10 protein-coding genes are annotated in these 14,865 nt (G+C 65.6%); 4 read left to right on the top strand and 6 right to left on the bottom strand.

Going from position 1 to position 14,865, the window contains the following annotated elements:
* Nucleotides 1–23 precede the first annotated feature (23 nt).
* Nucleotides 24–1,406 carry an aconitase family protein gene (locus E1288_RS50000; RefSeq protein ID WP_268952020.1) on the top strand — a complete coding sequence of 461 codons (1,383 nt, stop codon included), beginning with the start codon at nucleotides 24–26 and terminating at the stop codon, nucleotides 1,404–1,406.
* 502 nt (nucleotides 1,407–1,908) lie between these two features.
* Here the strand turns inward: E1288_RS50000 and E1288_RS41055 are convergent.
* The 3 genes from E1288_RS41055 to E1288_RS41045 form a co-directional block, all read right to left on the bottom strand.
* Nucleotides 1,909–2,271, bottom strand: a complete 363-nt coding sequence (locus E1288_RS41055; RefSeq protein ID WP_132494072.1) for a hypothetical protein — start codon at nucleotides 2,269–2,271, stop codon at nucleotides 1,909–1,911.
* Nucleotides 2,272–2,908: 637 nt separating this feature from the next.
* A complete protein-coding gene (locus tag E1288_RS41050) occupies nucleotides 2,909–3,442 on the bottom strand; it encodes a site-specific integrase (protein WP_132494071.1) in 534 nt (177 codons plus the stop codon).
* Nucleotides 3,352–4,125 (bottom strand): site-specific integrase, encoded by a 774-nt coding sequence (locus E1288_RS41045; protein WP_132494070.1) that lies wholly within the window; start codon nucleotides 4,123–4,125, stop codon nucleotides 3,352–3,354. The genes E1288_RS41050 and E1288_RS41045 overlap by 91 nt, the downstream gene beginning before the upstream one ends.
* Before the next feature lie 374 nt (nucleotides 4,126–4,499).
* On the opposite strand from E1288_RS41045, the gene E1288_RS48345 reads away from it, so the two are divergent.
* Nucleotides 4,500–5,246: an integrase core domain-containing protein gene (locus tag E1288_RS48345; protein ID WP_235884163.1), complete on the top strand. Its 747-nt coding sequence runs from the start codon at nucleotides 4,500–4,502 to the stop codon at nucleotides 5,244–5,246.
* A 417-nt stretch (nucleotides 5,247–5,663) separates the two neighbouring features.
* On the top strand, nucleotides 5,664–8,753 hold the full coding sequence (locus E1288_RS41035) for a discoidin domain-containing protein (RefSeq protein WP_132494069.1): 3,090 nt from the start codon (nucleotides 5,664–5,666) through the stop codon (nucleotides 8,751–8,753).
* A gap of 308 nt (nucleotides 8,754–9,061) precedes the next feature.
* Here the strand turns inward: E1288_RS41035 and E1288_RS41030 are convergent, their stop codons facing one another.
* The 3 genes from E1288_RS41030 to E1288_RS47560 form a co-directional block, all read right to left on the bottom strand.
* Entirely contained in the window at nucleotides 9,062–9,487 is a 426-nt protein-coding gene (locus E1288_RS41030; protein ID WP_132494068.1) for an SsgA family sporulation/cell division regulator, read from the bottom strand.
* Between the two features lie 433 nt (nucleotides 9,488–9,920).
* Nucleotides 9,921–10,100 (bottom strand): hypothetical protein, encoded by a 180-nt coding sequence (locus E1288_RS41025; RefSeq protein ID WP_132494067.1) that lies wholly within the window; start codon nucleotides 10,098–10,100, stop codon nucleotides 9,921–9,923.
* 1,078 nt (nucleotides 10,101–11,178) lie between these two features.
* A complete protein-coding gene (locus tag E1288_RS47560) occupies nucleotides 11,179–11,334 on the bottom strand; it encodes a hypothetical protein (RefSeq protein WP_165968532.1) in 156 nt (51 codons plus the stop codon).
* Nucleotides 11,335–11,869: 535 nt separating this feature from the next.
* Between E1288_RS47560 and E1288_RS41015 the strand changes: the two genes are divergently transcribed.
* The gene (locus E1288_RS41015) at nucleotides 11,870–14,569 is read left to right on the top strand and encodes a GDSL-type esterase/lipase family protein (protein ID WP_132494066.1); all 2,700 of its coding nucleotides are present in this window, start codon (nucleotides 11,870–11,872) and stop codon (nucleotides 14,567–14,569) included.
* Nucleotides 14,570–14,865 lie beyond the last annotated feature (296 nt).

Raw genomic sequence — 14,865 nt, 5'->3', positions numbered from 1 at the left:
AGGAGGGGCTCTCCGATGGGGCCGTGGTGATCGCAGCCATCACCAGCTGCACCAACACCTCGAATCCGCGTGCCATGGCGGCCGGCGGACTGCTGGCCCGAAATGCCGTAGCACGCGGACTCGCCACTGCCCCGTGGACGAAGACTTCGCTGACACCCGGCTCGCAGGCGACCGCCGAACTGTTGCGAACCAGCGGTTTGCAGTCCGCACTCGACGAACTCGGCTTCCAGGTAGCGGGTTTCGGTTGCGGGACCTGCATGGGCAATTCCGGTCCACTGCCCGGCGAGGTGGCGCGGCAGATCCGCCACCGCGGCCTGAGCGTTTCCGCCGTGCTGTCGGGCAACCGGAACTTCCCGGGCCGCATCCACCCCGACGTCACCGACGCGTACCTCGCCTCGCCGCCCCTCGTCGTCGCCTACGCCATCGCCGGGCGAACCACGATCGACCTCGACCACGAATCGCTCGGGACCGACGACGCGGGTGAACCCGTTCTGCTGCAGGACATCTGGCCCACCGACGAGGAGATCGACGCTGTCGTCGGCGTTGTCGGAGAGCCAGTGCTGGGCGCATCGCTGCCCGTGACCACCGGGCGGTGGAAACAACTGCCGCACCCCTGCAGTGAAAGCTACGCCTGGGAAGCCGAAACCGGCATGATCCGCCGGCCCCCGTTCGCAGACGCCGACGTGAGCGGGCCGATGCGCGAGGGGAACATCGTCGGTGCCCGGCCACTGCTCGTCCTCGGCGACGACATCACCACCGACCACATCTCCCCGGTGGCGCGCATCCTGCCCGATTCGGCCGCGGGGAAGTGGCTCACCGAACGCGGTGTGCCGCCGGGTGCACTTGGCAGCTTCAGCGCCAGGCGGCTCAACCACGACGTAATGCTCCGCGGCGGTTTCGCGAACCCCCGGCTCCGCAACAAGCTGGTGGAGGGCCGCGGCGGTGGCTGGACCCGTCTGCTACCCGACGGCGAGGTGATGCCCGTCCACGTGGCGGCAGCTGCCTACGAGCGGCGCGGCACTCCCGTGGTCGTAGTCGCCGGCCGGTCCTACGGTGCCGGTTCAGCCCGCGACTGGGCCGCGAAGGTGACCCGGCTGCTCGGGGTTCAAGCGGTGCTCGCGGCCGGCTTCGAACGCATTCATCGCACGAACCTCGTCGCGATGGGCGTGCTTCCGGTCGAATGCCCGTCGCTGAGCGGATTCGAAGTGGACGGCGCCGAGGAGTTCGACGTCCTCGGCCTGGAACCCGGTCCGCTCGTCAATGCGGCGCTGACCGTGGTCATCCGGCGGGGCGGGCGGAGAGTGTTCGAGGAGGCCGCGCTCGCCCGTGTCGACACCGAGACCGAAGAGGAGTGGATGCGCGCCGGCGGCGTGCTGTCCCGGCTGCTCACGGCCCCCGCCGGGTAGTAGCTGACCAGGTGCGGCTCAGGTCCGGTCGAGGTCGGGGATGCCGCGCGCTTCCGTCGTTTCGCCGCCAGGAGAACGCCATGCCTGGTAGACGCGCGAAAACCGCGCCGGAAACCGCAAGAAACAAGGCAACCGGGGCGGATGGCCACTGACCTTCGATGCGCAGACCTACAAGCATCGCCACGCTGTCGAGTGCGGGATCAACCCGCTCAAGCGCACAGGCCAGGGTGCGGCGGAATCGCGAGGGGCAAATCCGGCGGCCACTCGGGTCGGACGGGATGTCCTGGGCTCGGCCGGGCTGCCGGCAGTAGGCACTGCTATAACCCAGTCGACGAAGCTGTAGATGTCCTTGGTGAGCACAGTGTTCGTGCGGGCTTTGTCGGTTCGGCTCTGCGCCAGCACGGTGGTCTGCGGTAGGGGTCACGGTGGTGGGCAGCAACAGCGGCTGGCCGTGCGGCGCCACCAGCACGGCGACCGCGTGGGCGACTGGTTCGACCACCACTCACGGGTCCTCGCGGTGCTCGCCTTCGGCGCGTTTGGCGCCGCTGGCATCCACCGCGCCCTCCGTTTCCGGCCGTCCAGCAGAGCTGGGTGATCGGATCGTGTCGGATACAGCCGCGCCGCAGTGTGAGCGCCTCATCGCGGACAGATAACTGATCACGATGAAGCTGGAGGTGGTCAGGGGCTGCAGGAGTTGGCGTGCTTGGTCGTAGCGGATCCGCTGCTGCCAGGGTTTGCCGTCCAGCAGCGCCTGCACCGGGGTGTGCAGGTAGGCGGGGCGGCTTCGGCGATAGGCAAACGGCAGTGTTGCAGCAGGGCGCGGTTGCCGGGGCGATGCAGCCCAGTACGTCGGGCAGTTCAGCATGCGACCGGGGTGCTGATGGTCGAGGACCGGGTGGCCGTCGAGGTCAGGCTTGCTAGGCAGGTCCAGGCTGGCGCGGGCCAACCCGGTCCAGCTCGGTGGTGCGGGCCCTGCGCGTCGGCCCCGCGCATGCGCGGACGGTTCCTCGCACAGCGCCAGATGAGCCTGTAGTTCGGCGTCGGCTTCGCATGAGTGGAGATGGCTCGAGCGGGATCGGCGTTCTTCATCACTGGCTTTTGCTGACCATGTTGGCTTGACGTCCGCGTCCTGGTGTCAGCAGGTGGGTGGACAGGCGAGCTCGGGCCAGTGCGATGGGATCCGCACCGAGTGGTGTTCAAGTGATCCGTTTTGACGCTGGCGATGAGAGGAAAGCGGGAGGAGCGTGTTGGTCTGAACCGCGTTGTACTGCGCTGGACGGTAGCGGGCAGCACCGGATTATCCTGCGGTTTCTGGGTTTTCGCTGGTTAATGTCTCTTGTGGACATGCTGGGGGTCAAGGGGTCGCAGGTTCAAATCCTGTCAGCCCGACGTCTGTGACCAGCGGGTTCATCGGAAGGTGAACCCGCTGGTTTCGTTTTTGGCCCTGTTGTGGTCGCAATGTGGTCGCATTCGAGTTGATCCTTTCCTGGTGTGATCGTGAGTCAGGCGGCTTGGGCTGCGTTGAGTGTGGCGGCCATGGCGTCGACGGCTTGGTGGGCGGTGTGGCGTGCTAGGTGGCCGTAGATGTTGACGGTGACGGAGAGGGTTGAGTGGCGCATGGTTTTGGAGACGACGCCGAGTGGGACGTCGCTGGCGATCATGAGGGTGGCGGCGAGGTGCCGGAGGTCGTGGACGCGGATGCGGGGGACGCCGGCTGCGTCGGTGAGGTCGTGGAAGTGGCGGAGTACGTATTCGGGGCGTAGGGGTTGACCGTCGTCCCGGCAGAACACAAGCCCGTCGTGGTTGCGTGGGGTTCCGGCTGCGAGTCGTTGGGTGTGTTGGTGGGTGGCTTGTCGTTGTAGAGCGGTGGTGACCCGGGAGGAGATTCCGATCCAGTCGAGGCTGGTTTTGGTTTTGGGTGTGGTGAACACGGGTGTCGTGTTGTTCACATTGGACAGTGTCTGGCGGACGTAGAGCACCCGGCCGTCGAGGTGGACGTCGTTCCAGTGCAGGGCGAGGGCTTCGCCTTTGCGCATGCCGGTGCCGAGAGGATTTCGTACAGCTCTGCCAGTGGATCGTTGATGTCGGCGCAGAACTGGAGGAAAGTGACGGCTTCGGTGGGCGTCCAGCAGATTCGTTGAGGTCGTGCGGGTTTCGGGATGGCGGCGTACTTGGCGGCGTTGTGGGTGAGTCGGCGCTGTCGGACGGCGTCGTTGAGTGCGCTGGAGAGGGTGGCGACACAGCGGCGCAGGGTCACGGGGCCGCGTCCGGCATCGAGTTGTGTGCGGATGAACTGGGCGACGTGGTGGTGGCTGAGTTTTTCCAGCCGGATTTCGCCGAGGGCGGGGATGAGGTCTTTGGTGAGGTAGTCGGTGTAGCGGGCCATCGTGGTCGGCTTCAGAGTCAGTGCCTTGGTGGCGAGCCAGTCGGTAAGGTAGTTGGCGACGGTTTCGCGGTCGTCGATGGTGATGCCGGTGCGTTCGCAGCCAAGGATGCGGTTGAGCTCAGTCTGGGCGTCAGCTCTGGTGGCGAAGCCGCTGCGGCGTAGGGTGCGCCGGCGGCCGGTGATGGAGGGCAGGTCCACGGCGAACGCCCATCGTCCGTGTTTGCCGCGGGCGAGCTTGGGGCAGTGCGGGCCGAGCTGCCGACCGTTCTGGTCGCGGCATCCGCAACGTCGGTAGATGCGGCCGCGGTTGGGGTTCGAGGCCATCGAGATCATCTTCTTGGGTGTGATGGACGGTGCTTCCGCAGGTCAAGGGCCTGTATGTCTATCTTGCGCGGAATGCGACCACACTGCGACCACCGGCCTTGTGTCCGCAGGTCAGCGGCCCGTCACTTGTCGCCACGACAGCTGTGGTTGCTGGCTCTGTGGATGCGTGAGGGCCTGCCCTTGCCGAAAACTCATCCGCGCAGGTGGGAGCTGGTGTGCCGGCGTCGCGGATATTGTCCGCGACTGCTCGCGCGGACTCTCGCGTAACTGGTGATCGCCGCGGCATGATGATCGACCGTGCTGCTGCGACTGGCGTACCTGGGTGTAACGAACACGTTCGCCATACTGCGCCTGCTACCGATGAGTGACCGGTCCGTGCACTGGTGCTACGCCTGGCGAAGGAGAATCCCAGCTGGGGATATCGCCGACTCCACGGCGAACTGCTTGTTCTGGGAGTGAAGGTGGCCGCATCCACCGTCTGGGAGATCCTCAAAGACGCCGGCATCGGTCCGGCACCCGAACGGAGTTTCAGCACGTGGGCCAACTTCCTGCGCTCCCAGGCTGACGCCCTGCTCGCCTGCGACTTCCTGGAAACGGTCACCCTGTCCGGGGCACGGATGTACATCTTCGCCATTATCGAGCACAGCAGTCGCCGGATCCGGGTCCTGGGAGCCACCTCGCACCCGACCGCTTCGTGGGTTGCCCAAGTCGCGAAGAATCTCGTCATGGACCTCGAGGACGCGGGCTGCCGAGCCCGCTTCCTGATCCGGGATCGCGACGGGAAGTTCCCTGAGCTGTTCGACGCAGTCTTCAACGACGCGGGCATCGACATTGTGCTCAGCGGCGTCCGGATGCCGAGGATGAACTCGATCGCGGAACGCTGGGTGCAGACCTGTCGGCGCGAGCTGCTGGACCGGACCTTGATCTGGAACCAGCGCCATCTGCTCCACGCCCTGCGCGAGTTCGAACAGTTCTACAACGGCCACCGGCCACACCAGGGCATCGCGAACGCAGCCCCGCTACGCCGGCTGCCCACGCCCATCGCCGATCCGGAAAGGATCGCCCGCCTCGACATACGCCGACACGAACGGCTCGGCGGCATCCTGCACGAGTACCAACATGCGGCGTGACCAGCATGGATGGGGTTTCCGGCAAGCGCAGTGTCACGCCGCGAAACCCACGTTCCTCACAGAGACAACGGCGCTACAGATAACGTAGCTGCGCCGGAAACGGTGCGTGCGTTGGAAGTCCAGTAGCGGCGCCCGAACATCGGCGGGCTCATCGGCCAACCACGGGCCGGGAGCCTCGCGGCCAGTGAGGAAAGGCGTCGTATGCCGCCAGTTCGGGCCTCGCAGATCGTCCCCGACCGGAAGTGCGGTTGTCTGAAAACGGACAGGTTTGCTCTGCGGCATTGCCTTTCCGCGCCGGAACGAAGCAGAATCACGTAATCGTCGCTGACAGCGTTGTCGACGGGGCGGAGAACATTGAGTATTGAGCATTCTCGCCGATGGATTCTCCAGGCGTCCGGCACAGGTGGACTCGCGCTCGTGGCCGCCGGATTGGTGACGCCGATAGCCTGTGCACGGGCCGTGGCCGCGCGGCCGATCGTTTCGCAACGCCAGGGCGCCTCGGACGACGTGGCGGCAACTTACCTGAGGGTGTTGCTGCGGCACACGCGCTGGGCCGAGCGACAGTTCGACCCGGCTTCGGGAATCTACCCTGCCAAGGACTTCACGTTCGCCGTGGTTCTCGGCAACGCCGTCCTGCTGACTAGAGAGGGCTACGACGCGACGATCGCTGGGGTCGAGCGGGAGGTGCTGCACCGGCAAACCATTGACACGATCCGCCACTTCGCCGCATCGAACGTAATCGCCGGCGGCACCGAGTGGGGGCGCCGACTGTACTTCGACACGACGTTCCAGTCTTATTTCCAGCTCGCCGGGCGTCTACTCTGGAGCGATCTGGACGATGGTACTCGGGAGAACCTAGACAAGATCGCGATCGGCCAAGCGGTCTATACGGCGGGGTTGGGCTCAGGTGACGACCCGCTGTCGAGTGGCTGGACGCCGCTCGGATTGTCCGGGGGGCACGTCGGGGACACCAAGTTAGAGGAGATGGGCGTCTACGCTCAGGCACTGACCCCGGGAATCGCTTGGGCGCCGGATGATCCGCAAGCCGTGGCGTGGCGTGAGTGGTTTGGTAAGTGGAGCCGCAACGAGACGAGCCTGCCCGTCGCGGACCTGGCCAACCCGTGTGTGGTGGACGGCGTGCCGATCTCGGCCAACACCGCCGAGAACCTGTACGACACGTTCCTGGTCGAGAACCACGGTTCGTTCGGCCCGCACTATCAGGAGGAGCTGTGGCGCACCTCAGGGCGCAACGCGATGCATTTCCTGCTCGCAGGGCAGCCGCTGCCGGAGGTGCTCACCGCGCAGCCGAACGGCGAGCGGCTGTGGCGCACTATGCTGCTGATGGCCAGCGACGCGGGCGAACCGTTGATGCCGATGGTGGCGGACCGCGAACATCTTTACGGTCGCGACGTCCTCCCGCTCGCCTTCCGCGCCCAAGTCCTCGGCGACCGTTACGCCGCACGCGCCGAGGTGCAGCTTGCCGAGCGGCTCGAGCCCTACCAGGCATACCCGCCGGCCGATCGCATCACGAAGTTCTCCGGTGAGCCGAAGTACGAGCCAGAGGCCCGCGCGGAAATCGCGATCAGCTACCTGCTGCACGAGTGGCGCGCGAGTCACGGTGGCCCGGTGCAGGCAGTGAGCCAGGCCGAGTTCGACGCGTACGCGATAGGCGTCAGCGATTTCGGTGAGGGGCCCGGATTGATGGCGCACCGAACGTCTTACGCGTGGACGGCGGCGGTGAGCAAGCCGGGCTTCGTCAAGTTCGCCTGGCAGCCCCATCACGACGACTGGCTGTTCGTCGTAAGCGGTGCGACGCCGATGCTCTTGCCGTCGACGGCGCTCAAGATACTGAAGCGGAACGCCGCGACGTGGACGAAGGTGCGGGACGGTTTCGACGCGACCGCAGCGGTGCTGAAATTCGACAACGGCTACGCCGGTTTTGCCACGCTGCCCTCGGGCGCCGCGGTATACGCGACGACCGGCTTGGCTTCGGGAGAGGGCGTCGTGTCGGTCTACAACCTCGACATGCCTGGCATTCCGGGATTGAACGGTAAACGCAGTTACCACACCGCCGAGGGGACCGTGACCGTCCCGGTCGCTCCCGGGTCCCCGCCCGGCGGCGGCCGGACCGACGAGGTCGCTTTCCCTGCGGTCACGGCACGCTACGTCCGGATGCTCGGCGTGCTACCGGATCCGGCGTACGGCTATTCGGTGTTGTCCTTCGAAGTGCGCGATGGCGCCGGCAGGACCGACCTTGCCCGCGCGGCTACCGCGTTCGCCTCGTCAGCGGCGCCAGGCAAGGAAGCGAAGTACGCGACCGACGGCGACGCGACCACGCGCTGGGCGGTCGCCACGGCCGATCGCCCGCGTACCGACAGCTGGCTCGCCGTCGATTTTGGCTCGGCACAGCGGTTCGACCGCGTCAAAATCGTGTGGGAGGCTGCGGCCGGACGGTACTACCGCATCGAGACCTCGCAGGACGGGGATACCTGGACCGCGGCGGCGACCTACCCGCGACCGGCGGTCAGCACCACCGGAGACTGGCTCAACGTCGATGGGCGTGCCGGGTTCGTCGTGACCGGTTCCCCGAACCCGATCATCGTGACCGGCGACCAGATCCTGCTCTCCGGCGGCAGCGCGGCACCCCTGCAAGTTGAATGTCACCCGGATCCGCGCACCCTGGCCACTGCGGCGACGGCACCGCGTCCGACGTCCAGTGCCGCCGCGGTGCGCACTTCCGTGGTCGACGGATACCTCGTCATGCTCAATCTGTCCGGCTCGGCGGTGCGCGGGACCGTCGCACTGCCCGACGCCGGGGGCACCGTCTCGCTCTACCGTGGCGTTCAGGTGATCACGAAGGCCGGCAGTGAACTCACGATGTCGTTGGCCGAAGCGGAAGGACGGGTCGAACCGGCTTGGTTTACCGTGCGCGCCGCCGCAGGGCCGCATCTGCCCGCCGGGCTACAGGCGACCGTCGCCGACGCCGCGACACTCCTGCTCACGGCACCCGCCGGACCGCCACTGCGCCTCCAGGTGCAGCCCGCCGGGGAGCCACCGCGCCACGTGGCGGTGCCGGGACGCCACACGGTGACGATCGAGGCCCGCAACACCCGACCCTACACACAGGATGATCTCGCCCTTGGGGCCACAACGTTCCCGACCGAACCGCTGCCCCCGGGGATGTCCGCACCGAGCGCAGCGGTCGACGGTGACGAGCGGACCTCCTGGCACCCGGGCCCCGACGGCCGGATGGTCGTCGACCTCGGCGCGGTCTGGCAACTCGGCGAGGTCGAACTGACATGGACCGACGGGCTGCCGCCCGCCGTCACCGTCGAAACGAGCACCGACGGGCGTGCGTACACGCCAGCGCCCCCACCGACCTCCCGCAGGAGCACGACAGTGCGCTTGGGAGGTGCCGCGCGCTACGTGGCGATCCGGGTACACGGCGGTCATGCCGGGGACGCCGAACTCACCAGGATGAAGGTGCGGCCAGCAGGGTTCGGTTGATCATGTGGTCAGCCTCGTCCGGGGTTAGTCGAGCTCCTGGGCAAATCCGCGACATAGCGATACTCCACCACCCCAGTCAACAACAAGATCAATCAGGCCCCGGGACACTAGGCAGAAGATTGCGTCCATGATCGTCCGCTGGCATTGGGTCTCCCGGCGGCAACGAATTCCCCGCATGCAGCGCTGCGCCTCCGGGCTGGGTGGAGTCCCGGCTCGAACGCGCAGCGTGGCGGAGTTTTCAGGTTTTCAGCGCCGCCAGGTCCCGCGGCCGGTCGCCTGGCGTGCGGCGCTTCGGAAGAGCTGGGCCATTACAGGTTGTGCGAGAGCAGCCGGCTCAGCGTCTCGTCGACGTTCATCCACCGGTATTCGTCGCCGGGTGCGACTGCGTCGTAGGTGTCGTTCAGGAAGTCCGCAAGCTGCTCGGCGTTCACTTCGAAGGTGGCCTGCCCGGACGGCGCGCTCAACGCGATCACGACCAACCCCGAAGAGTCCAGGCGGGGGCGGATACGCACGTCGCCTTCGCCTGCCTCGGCGACCAGCCCGTCGGCCAGCAGGTCGCGGGCGATCACCCAATCCACCTCACCAGCTTTGCCGGCGTTGAACTTCATGCCGACCTCGTACGGGTTGCGGCTGTCGTACCGCAGTTCCACGCCGACCGGCGCGATCACTCCCGCCGGGGCTACCAGGTTGAAGACCATGGTGGCGAGCACCGTGCCGTGATCGTTTGCCATCATGTCCGCACTCCCAAGCATCGGCTTCTCATACCTTCTGAACGAAGCATCCTCGACGTGGGTTCATGCCTTCTTCACGATGTCTTCATGACCCTGGTTGGTTTCATCCTGCACGAGTACAAATACGCCAAATGGCCTGCGCGGAGGACACTTCCGGCAAGGCAAGGTCAGCGCGGAGTCCTTGTCCAGCTGGAGGTCTTCGCCCCCAGGCGGTCGAAGCGATGAGCGGCAGCGCGCCGCCAGTGCGCCAGCGCCCAACAGGCGCTTCAACCCGCGGCCACGCTTCCGATTCGCTAGATTTCGCGCACGGTTTTCTTTTCCGGTATTCGACCGCACCACTGGAATCTCGACGGGCCCGTTGATCGGCTGGACGTGTTCGACTGCTGACGACGGATCAGTCGAACACCGGCCGCGGGCCCGAGACCGGCCGGGAATCTCAAGCTCCCTCCGACGAGGACGACATCCGCATCGACTCCTGGCGCTTCTCCAACCGCTCGGCGAAGTTCTCCCATGCTGCGGCGCACCGCCTGGCAGTGTTCACCACGCTGCGGACGTCGGCGACGCACGCAACTACTACACCGAGGCCCACCAGCAGTACACCATGGCCGACGATCACGACAACGCCGACCGCGTGAACGCCGAGCGGGCCTTGCTCTGATCGTGCTGGCTACGTCGGTAGCCGCGGCCTCGGATTCACCAACCCGCGAGGAGCCGGTGAATCCGCACCTTGTAGCCGGCATCGTCCACCGCCCCTCGACCCCAGGGAGCCAGGCCATGATCGGGTCGCCGCCACAACGGAGTGGCGGCGACCCCTGACGACGCCGCATCCCGGATTCCACCGCAGGCGAATACTGCGGCCCGAAGACTGTTCCACAGTAGATTGTGTCCTGATTGAGGAGGATTTTTCCCAGTGGCCAAGACAAAACCGGCGCATGTGGGTGTGCGTCGGCGCCGAAGAGTGATCGAAACTGCCGTTATGACCTACCGTCATAAGAAGAACGGCAAGGAGATCACCGCGGTGGGCACCCAGCACTTCGCTGTCCAGTCCTACTACCGCCAGCTGCGTGGCATCATCGCGGAGCGCGAGGCACACGGCGCGGTCGTGCACTGCGAAGGCCTGACGGCTGAATATCCTCCGGGAGTCGTACCCACTCCGGAGCAGGAAGAGATGCTCACAGAATGGGCTGCGCAGCCTGACCTGATAGTGGCGCGCTGGCGGGCACTGGGGTCGGATCTCGTCTCTCAACAGGAGGCGCTGCCACCCGACACCGCTTGGCGCCGCGTCGACGTCACCGCCGGCGAGGTCCACAACCTCGGAGCGCTCTCACTCGCACCCGGCCAAAGAGGCGTACCTTCAGGCCATCGCGGCGATGTCACCGATGCAGCGGAGACTCGAGCGCACCGCCGCGCTACTCAGTGTGTACCACGGTGCCGACGGCCTCGTGACGGGGAACCCCGGTGGCAATACGTTGCACGAGTGGATGGTCGGGCACTGGCGCACCCTGCGCGCGGTGCAAGCGGCGTTGGAAGAGCCCGACGACGTCGTGCGTCGCACATCATTCCGGGGCGCGGTTCGAGGCGGCCGAGCGTGGCATGTCCGACGAGCTGGCCGAGTTCCCGTTCGAGGACTCGGCATTACTGGATGCGCTGGTGACGGCCGATCTCACCACTGGGCCGGCGGGACAGCGCTTGACCTATGACGAGCGCAACCCCAAAACCGCCTGTTTGAACGGGGTCAACGCCCGCCGCCCGCGCGGGGTGAGGCGCCGGCGGCGTTCGGCGGCCAGCAGCCGCGTCAGGTAGTGGCAGAGTTCGTCGTCGACATCGAGCGTGGCAGTATAGGTAGTCACGTGGGGTCCTTGGTAATGAAGATGATCTTGTAGCGAGACCTTCTTCTACCAGGACCCCACGTCCTGTCTTCACAACTCCCTGCTCACACGCCTCCCACACCCCGACCCATTTCACTGAGATCACCTCAGTAAGTGTGAGCGGGCAAGATTTTCGTCACTCCAGTGCCGGTTCCAACTCGGCCGCTGGGGCACAGTTCTGATCTGTTCGGGTGAGATCGCCGTGCGAGGCGTGGTTTTAGTGGAAATACCGTATCGCTCCTTGAATCGATTCGGTAGCGTGCAGCGAGACTGACGGTTGCGTGCGGGGGGATCGATCGGCGGTTCGCCCCTTCGCAAGTTCTGAGGGAATCTGGTGGGTGCATTGCGTTTCTCTGGGGGACGGTCGGTAGGCCGCAAGCGCGACAAGTGGCCGCTGTGGTGGCTACGTCGAACAACAGCCGCATTCGTCGCTCTGTGTGTTGTGGGGTCTGGCAGCGTTGTTATCCCTGGTGCTGCGCCGACGGCGGCTGCGGATGACGGTGACGGACGACGTTTGGTGACCAGCACGTGGAACATGCAGGGGCAGCGAGATGGGATCGGCGGTTCGCCTCAGTCCCGATGGGCTGACGACATCCCGAACGTTCTCGGCAATGACGTGGACGTGCTGGCACTGCAGGAGGCGGGATCGGAAGAGCCCGCTGGTGCGAGATACACCAACCGTCGGTTCGGTGAGGATGGTCGTGGGATCGCCGAATTCGAGTATGAGATCGCTGGAAGGACCTACTACCTCTACTGGATGGACGTTGGTCAGCAGCGCAACAGCATGGCGATAGTCAGCCGGGTGAGAGTGGACGATGCGGTCCAGTTGGCGGTCCACAGCGACGTCAACTCGCGACCGATCATGGGCGTGCTTATTGGAACAACCTGGTTCTTCAATGCTCATGGCTACGCGGGCACATATCCTGGGTTTCAAGATGCCGGTGCCGATGTCGGGAGCATCGTCGACAGGGCGCGATCCTATGCTGCCAGTCGCATGCCCACTTCGCATTGGCGGGTGTTGGGCGACTTTAACATTGAGCCCACCAATGTTCCGCTCTCGCTTCAGCGATATATTGTCAGGACTGGAGAGCCCACTCATATCGGAAGAAGTGTGGACCGTGAGCTGGACTTCACCTTCTACAGCGATGCGACCCTCTGGAACTTCTTCTTCGGCCGCGGCAGGGCTATTTCTGATCATATCTCGATTCTGATAGTAATGTCGCTCTTGTGTGGTCGATCGGGCGAGGCTGCTGCGTCGAGCTCGGAAGGATGCGGAGGACTGACCCCCGGCTACAGCTACCGGCTCTTCTCGATCGGGAAAGACGGGTCGGAGCGGCAATTGGTGAGGACGGACAACAACACCGATGTTCCCCATTTTGCCCCGAGTCAAGGTGATTGGCCCGAGGAGTCGTTCCAAGTAGTGCTCGGGAAGAACTCGGGCACCTTCAAGCTCAAGATGGAGAAGGGCTGCCTCTATCGTGCGGGGCGCGTGTTGGTGGGCTTCGGTTCCTGCGACGTTGATGACAAGAGTTCAGACTGGTCGTTCAGCGACGGACACATTCTCGACCCCTACTCCAACGAGGCTGTGAGTCTCGGGCCCGCTCATGACGACGAGGTGTTTCTCGACACCGTCCGGATGAAGCCCGGGGCGCATCCGTGGCGGTTCGAGAAGGTCGGGGACGGTCAGAACGAGCTGGAGATCCGGGCGATGCCGCTGGGCGATTCGATCACTGCCGGCCGGGAGAGTTCGGACAACAACGGCTATCGCGATGAGCTCAACGACGAGCTGAAGACCAGGTTCGGTCCGGATCAGGTGGACTTCGTCGGCTCGTCGCGGGCGGGGACGATGCCGGACCCGGACAACGAGGGCCATCCGGGCTGGCGCATTGACGAGATCGCGTCGATCGCCGACTGCACTGTTCCCCAGTACCAGCCGAACGTGATCACGCTGCATGCCGGGACCAACGATTTCGACCAGGAGTACAAGCTTTCCTCGGCTCCGCAGCGCATGAAGGACCTGATCGAGCAGGCGTTGGAGGATTCTCCGAAGGCCGCGGTGGTGGTCGCGAAGGTCATCCCGACCGCGAAGGCGGGCATGCAGCCGCGCATCGACGCCTTCAACGCGGAGCTACCGGGGATCGTGGCCGACTTCCAGAAGCGGGGCAAGCATGTCCTGCTGGTGGACACCGATGACGTCGAGGTCGACGATGGCCTGCAGACCGACTCGCACCCCAACGACCACGGTTACGCCAAGCTCGGAGGGGACTTCTACGACGGTGTTGTGGAGGCCGCTGACCGGGGATGGATCGAGAAGCCCAACCCGAACCGGGAGCCGACCAAGTGCGAATCGCCTGACCCGGGTGACGGTGACGACGGCATCGGTCCGGGCTGGCGTGCGTTGGGCGTGGTGGCTCCGGGTATGGATCATCCGGATGGGCGTACCGATCTCGCGGACTTCGACGGTGATGGCCGGGACGACTACGTGCGGATCAACGAGGCGTCGCAGACGTTGCGCATCGCGTTGAACCGCCCGGGCGACGCGCCCGGCAACCCGCGTTGGGTGGAGGTGAAGACCGATCCCCCGGACGCTTTCGACCAGGCGTGGCATCCGGGCTGGGACGTGCACTTCGCTGACCTGGACGGGGATCGGGACGACGATTTCGTCCAGACCCCGCCCGGCGGGTCCAGCGAGGAGGCTTCGATCGCTCTCAACATGGGTGTGCACGATGGGAAGATCACGTGGTTCGGCCCCGGTGGGGTCGACCTGGCACTCGACGACGTTCCGCCGGAGGCCATCCGGTTCGCGGACGTCAACGGCGATGGCCGCGATGACTACCTGCGGGTCGGCGAGGACGGGTCCGTGCACGCCTACTACAACCTCTTGACCGACGACGGCCGGCGCTGGGAGGAACACCGGAACTGGGCGCCCGGCGTTCCCTACGGATCCCGGGAGAAGCTGCGGCTGGCCGACGTCAACGGTGACCGCAAGGCCGATTACCTCATGGTCGGCCCCAAGGGGGCCGTGCACGCCTACATCAACAACGGCGGACGGGGCGAGGGCGGCTTCACCGAACACCGGTACTTCGCCAACGAGACCGGGTATTCCGGCGACGAATCGACCTTCCGCGACATCAGCGGCGACGGCAAGTCCGACTACGTCGTTGTCTACGACGGCGGATCCGTCCGCTGCTGGCTCAACCGGGGTGGAAACGTCTAGGGCTTCGTCCTGTGATCGATCCCCGGGACGGTGCGCGGGTGGGTTCGCCTGCCCGCGCACGGGGCCGATTGTCCTTGGCAGCCCGCGTCTATCCGATCTCCGCGGTCGTTGCTGTGGTCGAGCACGGTGAGCGTTGTTGATCTCTGGGAGTGAGGCTTTGGGAGGATTTTGGGTGCGCCACGAGCGCGGAAGGGAGTTCGATGTAGGTAGGGCTTCTTGATGTGGTGCTGTGCAGGTGATGAAGGTGTGGCCCTTCGGTGTCGCCCTGCGGGGGGAGATACCAAACCGCCTCATGC

This window comes from Saccharopolyspora elongata (genome assembly GCF_004348985.1).
Classification (GTDB): Bacteria; Actinomycetota; Actinomycetes; order Mycobacteriales; family Pseudonocardiaceae; genus Saccharopolyspora; species Saccharopolyspora elongata.
This window is presented reverse-complemented; position numbering and strand designations above follow the sequence as displayed.

Bases quoted from the DNA above. Each gene is read 5' to 3' on its own strand.
- E1288_RS41055 (WP_132494072.1), bottom strand. From the start codon at position 2,271: ATGCTGAACTGCCCGACGTACTGGGCTGCATCGCCCCGGCAACCGCGC.
- E1288_RS41030 (WP_132494068.1), bottom strand. From the start codon at position 9,487: ATGATGGCAAACGATCACGGCACGGTGCTCGCCACCATGGTCTTCAAC.
- E1288_RS41050 (WP_132494071.1), bottom strand. From the start codon at position 3,442: ATGCGCAAAGGCGAAGCCCTCGCCCTGCACTGGAACGACGTCCACCTC.
- E1288_RS41045 (WP_132494070.1), bottom strand. From the start codon at position 4,125: ATGATCTCGATGGCCTCGAACCCCAACCGCGGCCGCATCTACCGACGT.